Origin of the sequence: Paraburkholderia sediminicola, assembly GCF_902859805.1 — a bacterium.
Taxonomy (GTDB): domain Bacteria; phylum Pseudomonadota; class Gammaproteobacteria; order Burkholderiales; family Burkholderiaceae; genus Paraburkholderia; species Paraburkholderia sediminicola.
Genome location: NZ_CADIKC010000004.1, coordinates 52,369 through 71,648 on the forward strand (window position 1 = coordinate 52,369; position 19,280 = coordinate 71,648).

Here is a 19,280-nt window from a genome sequence, read left to right on the forward strand (position 1 = left end):
CCGAGATAACAGAACGGTAATCTACCGGACCACACCCGGTAAGTGCCCAACCCCCACACTCCTGACCAACGAAGAAGCCCGCGCCCCGCGCTACCAGACGCGTCGGAAACCGCGCGCCTCCCTCTGCCTCTTTTCAGGAAAACGTCATGTGGATCGTCAAGCTCGCGCTGCGCCGCCCATATACATTCGTGGTTCTCGCGGTGTTGATCTTTATCGTCGGCCCCCTCGCGATACTGCGCACGCCGACCGATATTTTTCCGAACATCGACATCCCGGTGGTCAGCATCGTCTGGACGTATAACGGCTTTTCCGCGCAGGACATGGCCAACCGCATTACGTCGAACTACGAGCGCGCGCTGACCTCCGACGTCGACGATATCGAGCATATCGAGTCGCAATCGCTGAACGGTGTCTCGGTGGTGAAGATCTTTTTCCACCCGGGCGCGGACATCAATCGCGCGATTGCCGAAGCAGCCTCCAATTCCGCGTCGATCCTGCGCGTATTGCCGCCGGGCACGCTGCCGCCGAACATCATCACGTACAACGCGTCGACGGTGCCTATCCTGCAGCTCGGACTCTCCAGCGACACGCTCTCCGAACAGCAGCTCTACGACCTCGGCAACAGCCAGATCCGCACGCAACTCGCAACGGTGCAAGGCGCCTCAGTGCCGCTGCCGTTCGGCGGCAAGGTGCGACAGATCATGGTCGATATCGATCCGCGCGCGCTGCAAGCCAAAGGCCTTTCCCCGCTCGACGTGGTCAACGCCGTCAACGCGCAGAACCTGATTCTCCCTGGCGGCACCGCCAAGATCGGCACGAAGGAATACAACGTGCAGATGAACGGCAGCACCGACACGGTGGCCGCGCTGAACGACTTGCCGATCAAGACGGTAGCCGGCGGCGTGGTGTATGTGCGGGACGTTGCCCACGTGCGCGACGGTTATGCGCCGCAAACCAACATTGTGCGCAGCGACGGCAAACGCGCGGCGCTCCTCACCATCGAGAAATCAGGCAGCACGTCCACGTTGACCATCATCCAGCAGGTCAAGGCGATGCTGCCGCATATCGCGGCGGGTTTGCCGAGCGCATTGCATATCACCGCGCTGTCCGATCAATCGGTGTTCGTGAAGTCGGCGGTTGTGGGTGTAGCGCGCGAGGCCGTAATCGCCGCGGCCCTGACCGCGGTGATGATCCTGCTGTTTCTCGGCAGCTGGCGCGCCACGCTGATCATCGCGGTGTCGATTCCGCTCGCGGTGCTGACCTCACTGATCGCGTTGTCCGCACTCGGCCAGACCATCAACATCATGACGCTTGGCGGGCTCGCGCTCGCGGTAGGTATTCTCGTCGACGACGCCACCGTCGCCATCGAAAACATCACGCATCATCTGGAGAACGGCGAGCCGCTGCACGACGCGATTCTGAACGGTTCGGGCGAAATCGCGGTGCCGACGTTCGTCTCGACATTGTCCATCTGCATCGTGTTCGTGCCGATGTTTCTGCTCTCCGGCGTAGCACGCTATCTGTTCGTGCCACTCGCTGAAGCGGTGGTGTTCGCGATGATCGCGTCGTATTTCTTCTCGCGTACTCTGGTACCGACCCTCGCGATGTATCTGATGCGTGCGCGCAGCAACGCGCCCGTCACGGGAAACGGTCCGATTGCGCGCCTGATCCGCTTTCAGGCTGCCTTCGAACATCGTTTCGAGCTGTTGCGTGAACGCTATCGCGGCGTGCTCGCGTCGGCTATCGCCAGCCCGCGCCGTTTCATCGCGATCTTTCTGCTGCTGTGTATCGGCTCGCTCGCGCTGGTGCCATTCTCCGGCCGCGATTTCTTCCCTGCTGTCGATACTGGCGAGATCCGCCTGCATCTGCGTGCGCCGACCGGCACGCGTATCGAAGACACCGCACGCATTACCGATGAAGTTGAAGCCCGTGTGCGCAGCGTGATCCCGAAGCAGGAACTCGCGGCCATGCTCGACAACATCGGTGTGCCGGTGAGCGGCATCAACCTGACCTACGATTCCTCCGACCCGATCGGCCCGGAAGACGCTGACGTGATGATCACGCTCGCAGCCGGACACAAGCCCACCGCCGCCTATGTGGCCACGCTGCGCACCACGCTCTCCAAAGATTTCCCCGGCGTTACGTTTGCCTTCCTGCCCGCCGATATCGTCAGTCAGATTCTCAACTTCGGCTTGCCTGCGCCGATCGATATCCAGATCGTCGGCAACAAGCTCGACGCCAATCGCGTCGTGGCGAACCGCTTGCTCGCTCAACTGCGCGGTGTGCGCGGCCTCGGCGACGCACGCATCCAGCAACCGGGCGACGAACCGGCGATCAACGTGAATGTCGACCGTACGCGCGCCATTCAGGCCGGCCTGTTGCAACGTGACGTGTCGCAGAACCTGCTGATTGCGCTCTCAGGCAGCTCCCAGACCACGCCGAATTTCTGGCTCGATCCGCACAACGGCGTCAGCTATCCGCTGATGGCGATGATGCCGCAGTACGACATCAACTCGCTTCAGGCGCTGGCCAATATTCCGGTCGCGCAGAGCGCAGGTGCGGGTGGCGCAACGGCGTCCGCTGCGGCCAACGGCAATGGCCCCGCTCCGCAGAACCTGCTCGGCGCGATGAGCACGCTGACACGCGCCACCCAGCAAGCCGTCGTCTCGCACTACAACGTCCAACCGGTGCTCGATATTTTCGCGTCTGCGCAAGGGCGCGATCTTGGTGGCGTGGCGACCGACGTGAATCGCCTCGTCGATCAGATCCGGCCGCAATTGCCGCCGGGCGCATCGATCGTGGTGCGCGGCCAGGTGCAGGCGATGCACGACTCGTTCGGCGGCCTCGCAAGCGGTCTCGTGTTCGCGATCGCCCTCGTCTATCTGCTGATGGTCGTCAATTTTCAGTCGTGGCTCGATCCGTTCATCATCATCAGCGGCCTGCCGGGTTCGCTCGCGGGCATCGCGTGGATGTTGTTCAGCACAGGCACGACCGTGAGCGTGCCGGCGCTGACCGGCACCATTCTGTGTATCGGCATTGCCACGGCCAACAGCATTCTCGTGATCAACACCGCGCGTGAATTCCATCACGGCGGCAGGCCGCCGCTGCAGGCCGCGCTCGAGGCGGGCTTCAGCCGCTTCCGTCCGGTGCTGATGACCGCGCTCGCCATGCTGATCGGCATGCTGCCGATGGCGCTCGGTCTCGGCGACGGCGGCGAACAGAATGCCCCGCTCGGCCGCGCGGTGATCGGCGGCCTTGCGCTTGGCACGGTGTCCACGCTGCTGTTCGTTCCGGTCGTCTACGGAATGGTGCATGCGTGGCTCGACAAACGCCGCGCAGCTCGCACCGCCGCAGAAGAATCCCGCGTTCCCGCCCGCACACTTTGACTCCGACGAGAACTAGCTCATGAACAATCCATCACTTCCGCCGGACCTCGGCGACAGGTCTGAACCGGCTGTTGAGGTTGATCGAGCCGCAGAAGCAGCCCGAGCCACCGATACCGTGCATGCCACTGAGACCGCTCAAGCGGCTCCGTCCGCTCAGCCCGCGAGCGGCAACGACTCGCATTCCAACACCGCCGGAACCGCACGCTCCGCCGACACGGCGCCAGGCCCGAAGCCGCGCCGCCGCGTGTGGCCGTTCGCGTTGGCCGGCCTCGCCGCGGCGTTGCTGATCGTCGGTATCGTGCCGCGTCTGCACGCAAGCGCCGCGCTGACACAACAGACGCAAGCGCAAAGCGTGCTCAGCGTATCCGTAGTCATGCCCCGCCCCGCGCCGGCCGTCAACGAGCTACTGCTACCGGGCGCGGTGACGCCATTCGCCGAAGCATCGATTTATGCACGGACGAGCGGCTATCTTGCGCACTGGAACACCGACATCGGCGCCCAGGTGAAAAGCGGCCAGACGCTCGCCACGATCGACGCGCCCGATCTCGACGCACAACTTCGCCAGGCCCGTGCCGACGAAGCCACGGCGCAGGCCAATTTCGACTACGCGAAGACGACCGCGCAGCGCTGGCAGGAGATGCTGAAAACCCAATCGGTCGCGCAGCAGGACGCCGATACCAAAGTGAGCGACATGGAGGCGCGTCGCGCGATGCTGGCCTCGGCGCAGGCCAATGTCGCGCATCTTGCCGAGCTGGTGTCGTACGAGAAGATCACCGCGCCGTTCGACGGCACGATCACTGCGCGCAACGTCGATGTCGGTGCACTGGTGACGGCCGGCGGCACGCCCGGCACGGCAGGCATGTCGGGCGAGCTGTTTCATATCCAGCAGACCGGCGTGCTGCGCGTGTTCGTCGACGTGCCGCAGAACGACGCGCCCTACGTCACACCCGCGACCAGCGTGTATCTGAGCGCGCAGCAATATCCCGGGCGGCACATCGCCGCAAAGGTGGCGCGTACGACCGGTTCGATCGATCCGTCGAGCCGCACGCTGCGCGTGGAGGTGGACGTCGATAACAAGGATGGCGCTCTGATGCCGGGCGCCTACGTGCAGGTGCATCTGCAGTTGCAGTCGAGCACACCGGCGCTCGATCTGCCGGTGAGCGCGCTGCTCTTCCGTCCCGACGGCGTGACGGTCGCGGTGGTCGATGGCAATGGCCGTGCAGCGCTCAGGACGGTGCACATTGGCCGCGATTTCGGCACGCATGTGGAAATCACCACGGGCCTCGCGACGACCGACCGCGTGATCGATAACCCCGGCGATTCGCTGAGTACCGGCCAGTTGGTGCAGATCGCACCGGCCGCGCATAGCTGAGCGCCAGTCATCGAAAGGATGAGCCGAATGTCTCCCCTATCTCTTCCACGCCCGTTGTTGCGGCGTTCGATTGTGGCCACGTTGATCGGCGCGCTGCTGAGCGCCTGCTCGACACTGCCGCCGTACCAGCGCCCCAGCGCTGAAATTCCCGCGCAATACGCCGGCGCGGCACCCGGCTGGGCCCAGGCGGCACCCGCCGACGCCGCACCGCGGGGTCCGTGGTGGACCATCTTCAACGATCCCGTGCTGAACCAGCTCGAGGCGCGCATCGACGTCTCGAACCAGACCGTGCGCAAGGCGGTGGCGCAGGTCCAGCAAGCGCGCTCGATGGTCGACTATCAGCGTGCCGGTTTCTTCCCGACCATCACCGCCGGCGCTGCGCAGGACCGCTTCCGGACCTCGCAGAACGTCGAAGGCAAATCGCTCGCGGGCAAGACCGTGCCGGACTACTCGGCCGGCGTGTCGGCGAGCTGGGAGCCGGATCTGTTCGGCCGCGTGCGCGATAGCGTGACCAGCGCGAAGGCCGACGCCCAGGCGAGCGAAGCGGATCTCGAAGCCGTGCGCCTGTCGATGAGCGCCGACCTCGCCGTCGACTATTTTTCGCTTCGCTCGCTCGACACGCAAAAGAAACTGCTCGACGACAGCGTGACCGCCTACGCCGCCGCTTTGAAGCTGCTGCAGCAGCAACTGAAAGACGGCGCGATCGATGCGTCCGCGGTCGCTCAGGCCACCACGCAACTCGAAGCGACGCGCACCCAGGACACGGACATCGACGTGACGCGCGCGCAGATGCAGCATGCGATTGCCACGCTGATCGGCGAGCCGGCCTCCACCTTCACACTGCCGCCGAACGGCTCGGCTGCGACGCCGCCTGCGATCCCCGTCGGCGTGCCGTCGCAACTGCTCGAACGACGCCCCGACATTGCCGCCGCCGAACGGCGCGTGGCGTCGGCGAATGCACAGATCGGCGAGGCGCACGCGGCCTTCTTCCCCGATCTGATATTGTCGGCGAGCGCGGGGCTGGAAAGCACCTTCTTCGCGCCGTGGCTAAGCGCGCCGAGTTTGTTCTGGTCGCTCGGCCCGCAACTGGTCGGCACGTTGTTCGACGGCGGTAAGCGCACGGCCACACTGCATGGCGCGACGGCGCAGTATGACGGCGCGGTGGCGGATTACCGGCAATCGGTGTTGGTCGCGTTCCAGCAGGTCGAAGACAATCTGTCCGCCTTGCATTCGCTCGCCGACGAAGCCGCCAGCCAGCAGCGCGCGACCACGGCCGCGGATCTGTCGCTACGGCTGACGACAAACCGCTTCAACGCGGGCGCGGTCAGTTATCTCGACGTGGTGACGGCACAGACGATTGCGCTCACGAACGAGCGCACCGCGGATCAGATTGCGGCACGGCGGTTGGAGTCCAGCGTGCTGTTGTTGAAGGCGTTGGGCGGGACGTGGAATGGCCCTAAACCCGCCGGAACGTAAGCACAAACCGCGTGCTCTGCACATCGCTCTCCGCATGCACCGTGCCGCCATGCAGCTCCATGATCGTGCGGACGATGGCAAGCCCGAGCCCCGTCGAACCTGTGGACCCTTGCGACATACCGGACGAAGGCAAGGCGCTGCGCGAAGGATCGACGCGATAGAAACGGTCGAAGATCCGTTCAAGATGCTCGGCGGCGATCGGCTGCCCCTGGTTCGACACGGTGACGCGCACCGCGTCCGCGGATGCTTGAACATCAAGCCCGATCTCGCCGCCGCCTGGCGTATAGCGGATCGCGTTGGCCAGCAGATTGCTGACGGCGCGACGAAACAGTTCGAGATCCGCCGTCAGCGTCGCCGCACCGGTGACCTGAACCTTGACGTTCGCATCGTCTGCGATGCCCTCGAAGTATTCGGCGATCCGCGTTAGTTCCTGCGCCGCGTCGAACGCGCGCATATGTTTGACGAACTGCGGATGCTCGGCGCGCGCAAGAAACAGCACGTTTTCGATCATTCGCGAGAGCCGGTCGCACTCTTCCAGATTCGATGCGAGCAGGGATTCATATTCGTCGGTGGAGCGTGGCCGGGCGAGTGCGACTTCGGCAGCGCCACGCATGTTGCTGATCGGTGTGCGCATATCGTGCGCAAGGTCGGCAGTGAAGCGCGACAGACGTTGAAAGCCGTGCTCGACGCGTTCGAGCATCGCATTGAGCGAGCTTACCAGCGCTTCGAGTTCGCTCGGCACGCGCGCCACCGTAATCCGCGTGTTCAGGCGATTGACCGTGACGAGGCCCGCACTCGCCGCGATATCGCGCAAGGGCCGCAGGGCGGTGCGAATCAGCAGATAGCTCAGGAGCATCGCCAGCATGACGCCGGCTGTGCCTGCCAGGTTGAGCTTGTCGCGATAGCGGTCAAGCAGCCGCCAGCGGTCGCTCATATTGCGCGCGATCAGCACGGTCGCCGTATCGCCGTCGCGCAGCCGCGCGTCCGCGAGGATGCCGCGGATCGGCGCGCCGTTGCGGCCGGTCCAGTTGCCGATATCCACGTCGGTGATGCGTGCCGCAGCGGGAATGCGCGTGAGCGGCGGTAGCGCGGCAATCGTCTCCACACCGCCCGCTTCAGCGGTCTCGCCGGGGTCGTGAAAATCGTCTGGCGTGCCTGCTTCGTCCGTTTCGCTTGCGCCATTCGCCGCAATAGCAGTATTAGACGCATTTGAAGCTGCCGAGGCGGCGGCGCCAGCAGCACCGCCCTGAGTCGCGAAAGTCTCACCGGCGTTGTGCTCGATCGCCATGCGCCCGTCGGGACCGAACACCTCCATCGACATCGCTTCATTGCCCAGCACGGTACTGGTCAACCGGTCGCCATGTTCGCGAATCCCTTTCGACGTATCGAGCTCCTCGGCGAGCCGCCGCGCATGCCGTGCGGCTAACACGATGTCGAGGTCGTCCTGCGCCTTGATCTGTTTCTCCAGCGCAAGATACAAGAAGCTCCCGATGAGCACGAACACCGCGAGCGTGGTGACGCCGAAGGCCAGCGCGAGCGTCGCGGCCAGCGAGCGGCCGCGCATCACCCGGCGTCCTTCACTTCGAGCACATAGCCGACGCCGCGCACCGTATGAATCAGCTTGACCGGAAAGTTATCGTCGATCTTGGTGCGCAGCCGGCGGATCGCGACTTCGACGACGTTGGTGTCGCTGTCGAAATTCATATCCCACACATACGACGCAATCTGCGTGCGGCTCAGTACTTCGCCCTGGCGGCGCGCAAGCAGTTGCAACAGCGAAAACTCGCGCGGCGTGAGATCGATACGCACGCCGCCGCGTTTCACGCGCCGGCGGTTGACGTCCATTTCCAGATCGCCCACCTTGATCAGTTCGCTTTCGCGCGGTGGCCCACGGCGCGCCAACGTGCGCACCCGGGCCAGCAATTCGACGAAGGCGAAGGGCTTGACGAGGTAATCGTCTGCGCCGAGTTCGAGGCCACGCACGCGGTCGTCGACGTCGTCACGGGCGGTGAGAAACAGAACCGGTGTGGTACGCGTGCTACGCAAGGTCTTGACGATGGTCCAGCCGTCCATGCCGGGCAGCATCACGTCGAGCACGATCACGTCGTATTCTTCTTCCTGCGCGAGGAGGAGCCCTTGTGGGCCGTCGTTCGCGACATCGACCGCGTAGCCGGATTCTTCCAGGCCTTTCTTCAGATAAGCCGCTGTTTTGAGCTCATCCTCGATCACCAGGATTCGCATGGGGAGTGCTCCGCTGTGCTTGACCCTTAAATCATACCGGCAAGCGGAGCGTCTGATGATTACGATTCGGTAATGTTGGGTGCGGCGAGCGGCCGGTCATACCCGTTCGCACAACGGCGAATGGCCCCTTCCCGGCTCAAACGCGCCTCGTTCCTACTCCACGTTGTCCGTCACATCCGTCATCCGGACCATATGCGGCCTGACGACATCGTCTTCCTCGTCGACGGCCGTGGGCGGATGAATCAGCGCTTCGAGCCGCGCCTTGGTGGCCAGAAATTCCGGCGACGTGGCCTGCGAATAGTCGCGCGGACGCGGCACCGGCACTTCGATCAATTCCTGGACCTCGCCGGGATTGGCCTTCAGCACCAGGATGCGGTCGGCGAGAAAAATCGCTTCGTCCAGATCGTGCGTAATGAATAGCACGGTCACGTCGATGTTGCGCCAGATATCGAGCAGGTGCGTCTGCATCTTCGCGCGGGTCTGCGCATCGAGCGCGCCGAACGGTTCGTCCATCAGCAGAATCCGCGGCCGGTTCGCGAGCGCGCGAGCAATCGCCACGCGCTGCTTCATCCCGCCGGACAATTGATGCGGATACGCGTTGGCGAACTTCGTCAGACCGACCAGATCGAGCCATTGCAGCGCGTCGCGCTCGGCGTGCATGGTGCTGTGGCCGTTCATCTTCAAACCGAACATAACGTTCTTCTTGACCGTCAGCCAGGGAAAGAGCGTATAGCCCTGAAACACCATGCCTCGATCGGCGCCCGGCCCCTCCACCGGCTTACCGTCGAGCAACACACTGCCGCTCGTTTGCCGCTCAAGGCCCGCAAGAATGCGGATCAAGGTCGACTTGCCGCAGCCCGACGGCCCGATCACGCAGACGAACTCGCGCCGGTGCGTTTTGAAGTTGATGCCGTTCAATGCGGTGCACTCGCCCTGCGCGCTCTCGAAGCGCTTGTCGAGATCGCGAACTTCGAGAATCACCTCGCGCGATTTCAGACGGTCGAAACGCTCACGCACCGCTTCGGACTGGATAAGGTACGACGGAATCGGTTGCGGATTTAACATGATTGAATCCCTTGAATGCGGTGCAGTGTGGTGCTGTGCTGTGCGATGTACGGCGACAGGCCGTCGCCCGAACGGTCCCGCTACGCTTTGAGCGTCCGGTCCCACGGAAACAGCTTCCGACCGACATAGGCGAGCACTAGGTCGGTACCTAGTCCAATGATCCCGATCATCATGATCGCCGCGTAGACGTTGTCGAAATGCTCATAGCGCGCCTGTTGCGTGATGTACCACGTGATACCGGAGCTGGTGCCGACCAGTTCCGCCACGATCAGATAAGTCCACGCCCAGCCGAGCAGAATGCGCTGATCGCGGTACAGATCAGGCAGGATGCCGGGAATCACTACGTGCGTGAGCAGTTTGAGTTTCTTCGTGCCAAGCGTCATCGCCGCTTCGAACAGGCCGTACTCCAGCTTGCGCGTGGTGTTAGCCACGATCAGCACCTGCTGGAACAGCGTGCCGATCACGATGATGGCAATCTTCGGACCGTCATAAATGCCGAGGATCGCTACCATCAACGCACCGAACGCGGGTGCCGGCAAGTAGCGGAAGAACTCGAAAAACGGCTCCTGCAGCCGCGCAATCGCGCTGTAAGTCCCGCAGACAATGCCGATCGGCACGCCGATCACAGACGACAGCACAAAACCCCAGAAGATCACCTGGATGCTGTGCCACAGGCTTTGATGCAGCCATACGCCGTCGCGCGAGGCGGGCGGCGTCGTGAACGCGGTGTAGAACGCACGCAGCACTTCGTGGGGCGCGGGCAGGTACACCGGGTTGACCGGCTCGCCCGTCGGCAACGACGTGTGGCAGGCTTGCGCGTGGCTCAGTTCATCGGCGAACACCTCTTTGTCGACCCGCATGCCGGGCTGAAAATAGTCGACGCTGCCCGGACTTTCGACGAGCACCTGCGGATGCCAGACGAACGGCACGTAGCTGACGATGCACCACACGAGAACCGGCAGCAAAAACGAGCCGAAGCCCAATAGCCACTTGCCGCGTGAGGAGAGTTCGCGGCGCACTGCGAACCAGTCGCTTCTGTTAATGACGGTCATGGGGTTCTCCGGGGCAGCGTTCGGTATCGGAAGTCGATGCGCCTGAGTTGCGGCGTGACTGCAGTGCCACAAGCAACATCGATTTGAACAGTTCGTCGGCTTGCTTCATTTGCACGTCGCCTCCTTGGTGGTCCCGGCCGCCACGTCGGCACGCAGCACCATCAAACGCTGACCCGCGACAACCGCCGCACCGGTCGCACAATCGATCGTTTCGATCACACCGTCTTCGGTGACGGCAACGGACACTTCCATCTTCATCGATTCGACGATTGCCACCACCTGGCCTTCGCTCACACGCTCGCCTTCGCTGACGAGCAGTTTCCAGACGCTGCCCGAGACATCGGCGACGATGCTCTGCTGACCGGCCGCCAGTGCGTCGTCCGCCCCGTTGCCGGTGGCCGAACCCGCACCACTACCCGACTCGCCGACATACTCGGCGTGGCCCGCGGCATTCCAGCGTTCGCGCTCTTCGTCGAACGCTGCCTGTTGCAGGCGCTTGAACGCGGAGATCGATTCGGCTTCATCGTTCAGGAAGCGGTTGTACGCGCCGAGGTCGAAGACCGATTCCTCGATTTTCAGACTCGTGCGACCCGCAATGAAGTCGGCGCGCAGCTCAGCCAGCTCGGCCTCGCTGACTTCGTAGAAGCGAATCTCGTCGAAAAACCGCAATAACCACGGCTTGCCGGCTTCGAATTCGCGCGTGGTGCGATAGCGGTTCCACATCTGCACGGTGCGGCCCACGAACTGATAGCCGCCCGGCCCTTCCATGCCATACACGCACAGATAGGCGCCGCCGATCCCGACCGCGTTTTCCGGCGTCCAGGTGCGCGCCGGGTTGTATTTGGTCGTGACGAGCCGGTGACGCGGATCGAGCGGCGTCGCCACCGGCGCGCCGAGATAGACGTCGCCGAGGCCCATAACCAGGTAACGCGCGTCGAACACGATGCGCTTCACGTCGTCGATACTATCCAGACCGTTGATGCGGCGAATGAACTCGATATTGCTCGGACACCAGGGCGCATCGGGCCGCACCGATTGCATATAGCGTTCGATCGCGATTCGCGTCGACGGGTCGTCCCACGACAGCGGCAGATGCACGATGCGGTTCGGCACGCGCATCTCGTCGACGGCGGGCAGTTCGCGCTCGGCCTGCTGAAGATGCGCGAGCAAGGTGTCGTGCGACAGCGTGCGCGGATCGAAATGCACCTGCAGCGAGCGAATGCCCGGCGTGAGATCGACGATGCCGGGCAGCCGGTGTGCATCGAGCCAGTTCATCAACGCATGCACGCGAAAACGCAGGTTCAGGTCCAGCATGAGCGGGCCGTATTCGACCAGCACGTTCTGATCGCCGGAGCGGCGGTAGACCACGCCTGTGCCCTCACCCGCTGATGGATCGCTGTAGAGAATGCAGTCGTGAGTGTTGCGGTCCATCGTCGCCGCGGTTGCTTCGGTTGCTGCCGACGCCGTCAACGACGTTTGCAAGCGCACCGGTTCGAACCGCACCGTATCCCCCGGCCGAAGTTGCCCGAGCTTCCATAGTTCATCGCCCACAACCGTCACCGGACAGACAAAGCCTCCAAGGCTCGGACCGTCCGGGCCGAGAATCACCGGCATGTCGCCCGTGAAATCGACCGCGCCGACCGCATACGCGTTGTCGTGAATATTCGACGGATGCAGCCCGGCCTCGCCGCCGTCCGTACGCGCCCATTGTGGCTTCGGGCCGATCAGGCGGACTCCTGTGCGGCTGGAGTTGTAGTGAACCGTCCAGCGCGTGCCGTACAGCATCGCAATGTCGTCGTGCGTGAAGAAGTCCGGCGCACCGTGGGGACCGTCGAGCACACTGAGGGTCCAATCGTGCGTCAGCGTCGGCACACGCGCCGGATCGAGTTGCGCACCAGGTTCGCCGCGCCCTGCGTCGGCGGCAAGATGCAGCACGTCGCCCTTGCGCAAGGCGCGCCCCGCGTGGCCGCCGAACTGGCCCAGCGTGAAGGTGGCCTTGCTGCCAAGATAATCCGGCACCTGCAAGCCGCCCTTGAGCGCGAGACAGGCACGCATGCCCGCACCGGTCACGCCGCCGAGCTTGAGCACCGAGCCCGCCGGTGCCCGCGTGACCTGCCAGAGCGTGACCGGCTGGCCGTCGAGTGTGGCGGCGAGCGGCGCGCCGCCCAGCACGAACAGCGTCGCGGTGTTAAAGCGCAGCGTCGCGCCGACCATCGCGCATTCGAGTCCCGCCGCGTCGGCCGGATTGCCGAGCAGTTCATTGGCGAGCCGGAACGACAGATCGTCCATGGGGCCCGACGGCGGCACGCCGATGTCCCAGTAACCAACCCGTCCCGGCGTCTGCTGCACGGTGGTCTGCACGCCGCCGTCGAGCACGTCGATGGTGTGCGGCGCGAACATGAAGCGCGTGAGGAAGGCGGTGGTTTGCTCGCCGCGTGCGAAGGTCGCCGAACCGGCGATGGCGCGCAGATAGTCGAGGTTCGTCTCGATGCCGTAAAGCTGGGTTTGCGCCAACGCGGCGCGCATGGCGGCGAGTGCGGCATCGCGTGTTGCGCCCTTGACGATGATCTTCGCGAGCAGCGGGTCGTAGAACGCGCTGACTTCGGTGCCGGCGTCGACCCAGGTGTCGACCCGCGCATCGGCGGCGAAAGCGACGTGGGTCAGCACGCCCGCGCTCGGCTGAAACTGTTTGTGGGGATCTTCAGCGTATAAGCGGACCTGGATGCTCGCACCACTGGGCGTCGGAGCCAGCGTGTCGAGCGGCGCAAGCGCGCCCTCAGCCTGACGGATCATCCACTCGACCAGGTCGACGCCCGTCACCTCCTCCGTGACGCAATGTTCGACCTGCAGCCGCGTGTTCACCTCGAGGAAATAGAAGTGCCGCGTATCAGCGTCGAATACGAATTCGACCGTGCCGGCGGATTCATATTTCACGGCCTGCGCGAGGCGCACGGCGCTTGCGTGCAATGCCGTGCGTTCTGCGTGGGTCAAACCCGGCGCGGGCGTCTCCTCGATCACTTTCTGATTGCGGCGCTGCACCGAGCAGTCGCGTTCGCCGAGCGCGATCACGCCGCCCTGGCCGTCGCCGAAAATCTGTACTTCGATGTGACGCGCGTTCTCGACGAATTTCTCAATGTAGACGCCCGCGTTCGCGAAGTTAGCCTCGCCAAGCCGCGCAACCGATGCGAACACGCTCTCCAGTTGCCCCGCATCGCGGCACAGCGACATGCCGATGCCGCCGCCGCCTGCGGTGCTTTTCAGCATCACGGGATAGCCGATCGACTCGGCCGCACCTAGCGCGGTAGTCACGTCAGGCAGTAAACCGGTGCCGGGGAGCAGCGCCACGTCGTTCGCTCGTGCCAGCTCGCGTGCGGTGTGCTTCAGGCCGAATTCGCGCATCTGCGCGGGGCGTGGCCCGATAAAACGGACGCCCGCGTCTTCGCATGCCTGCGCGAAAGCCGCATTTTCCGAGAGAAAACCGTAGCCGGGATGTACGGCGTTCGCGCCGGTCGCACGCACCGCTTCGAGAATCGCCGCGCTATTCAGATAGCTGGCGGCCGCCACCGCCGGGCCGATGCAGACCGCTTCGTCGGCGAGCATCACGTGCATGGCATGGCGATCGGCCTCTGAATAGACTGCCACCGACGCAATGCCGAGGCGTTTAAGCGTGCGAATCACGCGGCAGGCAATTTCACCGCGATTGGCAATCAGGACTTTATCGAATGTCATTGGGCGTCCCAGATTGTCAGCCGCACGGGCGTAGGGTTGTAGCCGTTGCACGGATTGTTCAACTGCGGACAGTTCGAGATCAGTACCGTCACGTCCATCTCGGCGCGCATTTCGACATATTTGCCCGGTGCCGAGATGCCGTCTTCGAAAGTCAGTTTGCCGAGCGGTGTCACCGGCACGTTCATGAAAAAGTTGATATTGCTGACGATGTCGCGCTTGGTGAGTTGCGTGCCAACGCCGCAAGTGCAATGCGTAATCGCATGTAGGAAACTGTCGCGGCAGCTGTGCATATAGCGTTTGTCGAGCGCGTAACGCACTGTGTTGCTCTCTGCGGCGCAGGCGCCGCCGAGCGTATCGTGGCGACCGCAGGTGTCCGCGACAATGGTCAGCATCGGCTTGCCCAGGTTCGACATCAGCACGCTGCCCGCGGACAGATAGAGATTGCGTTGCGCGCGAATCGTGTCCTGCGCGCTGTAGCGTTCGAGCGGATCGCCGCTGTTATAGAACAGCGTGTCGACGGCCTGATTGCCTTCCAGGTCGAGAATGCGGAACAGCTGGCCGCGTTTGATTTCATGCAGCCACGGCTCGCCTGACGGCAGCGTGAGGTCGTAGACCGCGTGACGGATGTCGAGTTTGCTTTCAATGATAGGCATCGCGGGTCTCCTTAAACGAACAGACGATCGGTGTTGACGAAGCCGCGCCCGTTCTCTGGGCAGGCGGCGCGGCAAGGATCGTCGGCCGGTACGGAGGCGTCGGCGGCGTACGCGCGATACGCGATCAGCTTGACGGGGCCCGGTTCGTATTCGGAGGAAGGGTTCAATGGATGCGGTGCGCTCGAAAACGCGGCGAGCGTGTCCATTTCGAAACGCAGATCGAAGGCGGCGCCGGCAGCGGAATGTCCCGCTACGAAGTCGAGCGAGCCATCTTCACCGATCGCGAGCTTGCTGAAAAAGTTGATATTGGCGACGAGATCGCGCGTGCCCAGACCGTGCTTGGCCAGTTCGAGCAACAGGCTGTCGCGGCCGTTGCGGACCATCGCATTGCGATGTTGCTGATAGCGCGCCGCACCGTATTTGTCGGCGAACAGTTCGGCGTCGCCGAGGCCGCCCAGCGGATCGTGCCAGCCGAGCGTATCGGCGGTGATCGACGCCATCACGCGGCCCATATCCGAATAGAGCACGTGGCCGCGCGTGAGATGCGCGGTGTGCTGCGCCTTCAAGGTATCGGCCATGTTGTAGCGTTCGAGCGGTTCGTCGTGCCGGTAGAACACGGCGGCCAGATTGGCGCCGCCCTCGGGATCGACGATGCGCAGCGCCATGCCACGGCGCAGCACGCCGGACCAATGCGTGCCGGCAGGAATCACGGTTTCCCACAACACATGCGGGATCGGTGCGAGATCGACTGAGATTTGCGTCGACATGGAGGCTCCAGGTATCGGTTGGGAAAAAGCATGAGAGGGCGATTGACCGACATCGCGACCTCCCGGGCTTTTATCCCTCCGTGGAGCCTCGCCGGCGCCTTGAAAGAAGGTGAACGGCAAGACCGGATTGCTCTCGGACCAGACATCGTGTGCGCGCTTTTAAGCCTTCTGGAAGCCTCTAACGCGATACGACCGGAACCCTAGCGATCCTGAAGATGATGCAAATTACTTCGCACCTCTCGCTGCATAGCTAAGCGAGTTGCGTGCCAGCGTGATGTGGCTGATGCCGCCGGCGCATTGTGCGCAAGGGTTTGAATGGTATTGGCGGCTCAATGCAGCATGCAGAGGTTCATTGGCGTGATGGCACACGCACCACGGCTGATGGCAAATCGGCACCAGTTAAATGCGTGAAGCACCATGATTGGGCTGCGTAATCACGTGTCTGACGATGTGTAGGCGCTCGGCACGATGGCACGGTGTGTGCAAGCTATTACGCCACACTCACCATTCCCTCATCTGACCATGCTCACGCTTGCCACGCTTCGCCGCACGCTCTACACGCTGATGTCGGCACGTTTCATCGAATTGCAAAAGCAACGGCGCCGCTCGTAGACGAGGCGGCGGCGTAGTTCTAGTGCAGGCGGTTCCTGCTAGACAACATCCTGCTCGGTGCCCGCATAACGAGCCTGTTGCCCAAAGCTCGCCAACCCCTTCGATCCCTCCGGCAGCGTCAACTCACCGCGTTCGAGACGCTGCTTCAAATAGGTAAAACTCTGCGCCGTCTGCGCAAACAGATGATCGCCCGCTGAAACCGGCGGGTATTTCGCTACCGCTTCGGGTGTCGCGAACTGCCGCAGTGGCGCGACCACGGTGGGGTAGTCGCAGGCAAAAAAGAGCGGAAACGAATAGCGCTCTTCCCTCACCTTGCGCACGCGATGTGACGTCGCCACATACGTGCCACCCGTCCACACCTCCAGCATGTCGCCGATGTTCACGACGAATGCGTTGTCGACCGGTGGCGCGTCGATCCACTCACCTTCGCCGTTCATCACTTCGAGGCCGGGGGCTGTCGGCAGCAGGATCGTGAAGCACTCGTAGTCCGTGTGCGCGCCGATGCCCGGCCGGTCTTCCGCGGACGGGTCGAAGGGATAGTGAAGCAGGCGCAATTGACTCGGGGGCTTCTGCAAGTAGCTGTCGAAATGCGTCTCCGGCAAGCCGAGTGCGAGCGAGAAGCCACGGAACAACGCGCGGCCGAGCGCGAACGCCGCCTCGTAATAGCCGCTGACGGCTTCACGAAAGCCCGGCTGCTCGGGCCACATATTCGGCCCGAGCATCGGCGTGCCGGCCTGGACATCCGGGTCGTCGAGCGGCAACTCCCGGCCCGTGTCGAAGCCTTCCTTCCTGTCGCGCTTGCCGCCTGCAAAAACCTCTTCGCCTTCGGGTACATAGCCGCGATGCGCAATCGATTTGCCGATGTAGTAGCGCATTTTCCAATCGTCGGGGGCGGCGAAAAACTGCTTGGCCTGTTCTATGAGCGCCGCTTGCTGTGCGCGTGAGATCTGATGGCCAGTGACATAGAAAAAGCCCGCGTCACGCGCCGCGCGGTCGAGTTCGCGTGCAGTTGCAAGACGCTGGTCCGGGTCGTCGCTAAAGAGGCCGCTGACGTCGACAACCGGTAAACGGTCGAAACAGGTGTGGGATTGGCTCATGAGTTTGGCCTATGCGTGCAGTGGTTCAGCGGGCGATTGAATCGGCGAATGCGTTTGCGCGGGCAGGTTCGTTTGCGATTCGGCTTGCAGGCCGCCACGCGCCTCGCGTCCGGCGAGAAACGCCGCGATGTGACGTCGCTCCTCACGCCCCATCCACGTATTGATCTCCCACAGATCGGCCACCGGCGCATTCGTGAACGGCAAAGTGTGCAGATAACCGTCGGGGCCGAATTCGGGTGTCATCGTCGTTGTCGTATAGCCCTTCTCGATCTGTGCGCTCCACAACGCCTCCCAGATCCGCTGGTGCGAGGCGAGGCAGTCCGCGTATTCGGGTGCAGCCGGATGCGGAACCTGCGGACCTTGCGGATAGCCAACACGCCCGTGCAGATGGTGCGCATGCGGCGCAAGCTCAAGAATCGTCTCCCACTCGCCGTCGAGCAGACGCTCACACACCGACACCCAATGGCTGAAATCGCAAGTCAGCCTGAGGTCCGGCACAGCACGCGCGACGTCGCGGGTAATCCACGGGTTGTAGAACGAGCGGCCGCGGTGCGTCTCGAAGCTGCAGGTCACCTCGTGCTTCGCGGCAATCTCCACTGCGCGCGCGAAGAAATCCACCTGGGTGGCGGCCGGCCATGCGTCGCACCCCGCCATCACATTGAAAAAGCGTGGCTTGAGCGGCTTGCCCCACGCGATCTTTTCTTCGAAGTCGCGCAGGTGGTCCGCGGGTGTGGCGGACCGTTCCGGCACATAACTGCCCGCAGTCGTAATTTCCGCGATGAACTCGAGACGTTCATCCGCAATTGCCTGCGCAAACGCTTCACGCTCAACTCCATCGGCCGGAACGGGCGCTTCGATACCGTCGAACCCGGCGGCGCGTACCAGTGGCGCCGCATCGTGCGGACCGCCATCGAATCCCCAGAACGTCTTGAACAGTTCGAATTTCATCGCCGCTCCAAGTGCATGCAAAATTGCATGCAATGGTACACACGAAATTCCTTCGCCAATAAAATATCTCGACCTCGCCATGCATAATTCCGGCGCGCCCGATTTCCGGCGCGATTAGCACTTAAACTGTGCACCCCTCCTCCTCGTGGTGAATCGATGAAGAAGAAACTTGCGCGTCACAAGGGGCAAGCCGTCGCGCGCGCCATTCTCGACATGGACTGGCAATGGTCCTCGCATTTCGGCGACCTGGGGCTGAACGATCTCAACTACAGCGATCTGTTTTGCCGGATGTGGGTGGAGCCGGAAGATGACTTCGCCAAGACGGCGCTCTACGAGTTCATGCCTGGCGTGAGCCGCCGCACGGCGGTGCGCTACGTGCAGGAACTGATCGACGCCGGCTGGCTGCTGGAGACGGGTTCAGAGGCGGATCGCCGCATCAAACGGGTCAGTCTCGCGGTCTCGATCGAGGAACGTCTGGAGCAGTTTCTCGCCTATGTGCATCAGCGTTTTGCCACCCTGGATTGAGCCTTTAGCGTCATGTCTACGTTGAGGCATTCGCATAACAGGCATCTCGGCGCATCGCGCAATCCGGCTGGCATATTTCTCGCTAGATTAAATTCCGAGAGGTGCGGCAGCGTCGCATCTTAGGGATGCTAGGGTTCCGGTTCGCGAGAATGTCTGGTCCGAGAGCAGCCCGGTGCACCCGTTCGTTCGATCCGGACTTGATCCGGGAACGAGCTGGCCGCACTACACGGCGGGACAAAAGCCCGGGAGATTGGCGATAGCGATGCCTATCGTGCCTCTCCGTGGCCGGCGTTTGTCTCCCGCAGTTTTCGCGCAGTGTCCGCATCATTCGGATTCTCGCGGGAACCGGTCACGTTG

At 63.2% G+C, this 19,280-nt stretch carries 13 protein-coding genes and 2 riboswitches; of the genes, 4 read left to right on the plus strand and 9 right to left on the minus strand.

All coding sequences use genetic code 11. The annotated features are described in order from the left end of the window. Positions 1 to 146: 146 nt before the first annotated feature. From R8871_RS16280 to R8871_RS16290, 3 genes are read left to right on the plus strand one after another with little or no spacing between them, the layout of a single operon-like run. Complete coding sequence (locus tag R8871_RS16280; protein WP_175051372.1) at positions 147 to 3,386, plus strand: efflux RND transporter permease subunit; 3,240 nt, start codon at positions 147 to 149, stop codon at positions 3,384 to 3,386. A 19-nt stretch (positions 3,387 to 3,405) separates the two neighbouring features. After that, the gene (locus tag R8871_RS16285) at positions 3,406 to 4,758 is read left to right on the plus strand and encodes an efflux RND transporter periplasmic adaptor subunit (protein WP_175051373.1); all 1,353 of its coding nucleotides are present in this window, start codon (positions 3,406 to 3,408) and stop codon (positions 4,756 to 4,758) included. Positions 4,759 to 4,785: 27 nt separating this feature from the next. Further along, positions 4,786 to 6,234: an efflux transporter outer membrane subunit gene (locus R8871_RS16290; RefSeq protein WP_175051374.1), complete on the plus strand. Its 1,449-nt coding sequence runs from the start codon at positions 4,786 to 4,788 to the stop codon at positions 6,232 to 6,234. Here the strand turns inward: R8871_RS16290 and R8871_RS16295 are convergent. From R8871_RS16295 to R8871_RS16335, 9 genes are all read right to left on the minus strand, one after another. Next, complete coding sequence (locus R8871_RS16295) at positions 6,215 to 7,798, minus strand: heavy metal sensor histidine kinase (RefSeq protein ID WP_175051375.1); 1,584 nt, start codon at positions 7,796 to 7,798, stop codon at positions 6,215 to 6,217. The genes R8871_RS16290 and R8871_RS16295 overlap by 20 nt on opposite strands. Further along, complete coding sequence (locus tag R8871_RS16300; RefSeq protein ID WP_054042345.1) at positions 7,798 to 8,475, minus strand: heavy metal response regulator transcription factor; 678 nt, start codon at positions 8,473 to 8,475, stop codon at positions 7,798 to 7,800. Before R8871_RS16300 ends, R8871_RS16295 begins: the two co-directional genes overlap by 1 nt. A gap of 153 nt (positions 8,476 to 8,628) precedes the next feature. After that, positions 8,629 to 9,540 (minus strand): ABC transporter ATP-binding protein, encoded by a 912-nt coding sequence (locus R8871_RS16305; protein ID WP_175051376.1) that lies wholly within the window; start codon positions 9,538 to 9,540, stop codon positions 8,629 to 8,631. Between the two features lie 80 nt (positions 9,541 to 9,620). Then, positions 9,621 to 10,592 (minus strand): ABC transporter permease, encoded by a 972-nt coding sequence (locus R8871_RS16310; protein ID WP_175051377.1) that lies wholly within the window; start codon positions 10,590 to 10,592, stop codon positions 9,621 to 9,623. A gap of 105 nt (positions 10,593 to 10,697) precedes the next feature. After that, complete coding sequence (uca, locus tag R8871_RS16315; RefSeq protein ID WP_175051378.1) at positions 10,698 to 14,321, minus strand: urea carboxylase; 3,624 nt, start codon at positions 14,319 to 14,321, stop codon at positions 10,698 to 10,700. Further along, positions 14,318 to 14,974 (minus strand): urea amidolyase associated protein UAAP2, encoded by a 657-nt coding sequence (locus R8871_RS16320; protein WP_175051379.1) that lies wholly within the window; start codon positions 14,972 to 14,974, stop codon positions 14,318 to 14,320. Before R8871_RS16320 ends, uca begins: the two co-directional genes overlap by 4 nt. A gap of 11 nt (positions 14,975 to 14,985) precedes the next feature. Continuing rightward, entirely contained in the window at positions 14,986 to 15,741 is a 756-nt protein-coding gene (locus tag R8871_RS16325) for an urea amidolyase associated protein UAAP1 (protein WP_175051380.1), read from the minus strand. Between the two features lie 57 nt (positions 15,742 to 15,798). Then, a riboswitch (guanidine-I (ykkC/yxkD leader) is annotated at positions 15,799 to 15,956 on the minus strand. 435 nt (positions 15,957 to 16,391) lie between these two features. Next, complete coding sequence (locus tag R8871_RS16330) at positions 16,392 to 17,450, minus strand: isopenicillin N synthase family dioxygenase (RefSeq protein ID WP_175051381.1); 1,059 nt, start codon at positions 17,448 to 17,450, stop codon at positions 16,392 to 16,394. Positions 17,451 to 17,459: 9 nt separating this feature from the next. Then, the gene (locus R8871_RS16335; protein ID WP_175051382.1) at positions 17,460 to 18,398 is read right to left on the minus strand and encodes a sugar phosphate isomerase/epimerase family protein; all 939 of its coding nucleotides are present in this window, start codon (positions 18,396 to 18,398) and stop codon (positions 17,460 to 17,462) included. A 156-nt stretch (positions 18,399 to 18,554) separates the two neighbouring features. Between R8871_RS16335 and R8871_RS16340 the strand changes: the two genes are divergently transcribed. Next, positions 18,555 to 18,923, plus strand: a complete 369-nt coding sequence (locus R8871_RS16340) for a helix-turn-helix domain-containing protein (protein ID WP_175051383.1) — start codon at positions 18,555 to 18,557, stop codon at positions 18,921 to 18,923. A 117-nt stretch (positions 18,924 to 19,040) separates the two neighbouring features. Beyond that, positions 19,041 to 19,174: riboswitch (guanidine-I (ykkC/yxkD leader) on the plus strand. Positions 19,175 to 19,280 lie beyond the last annotated feature (106 nt).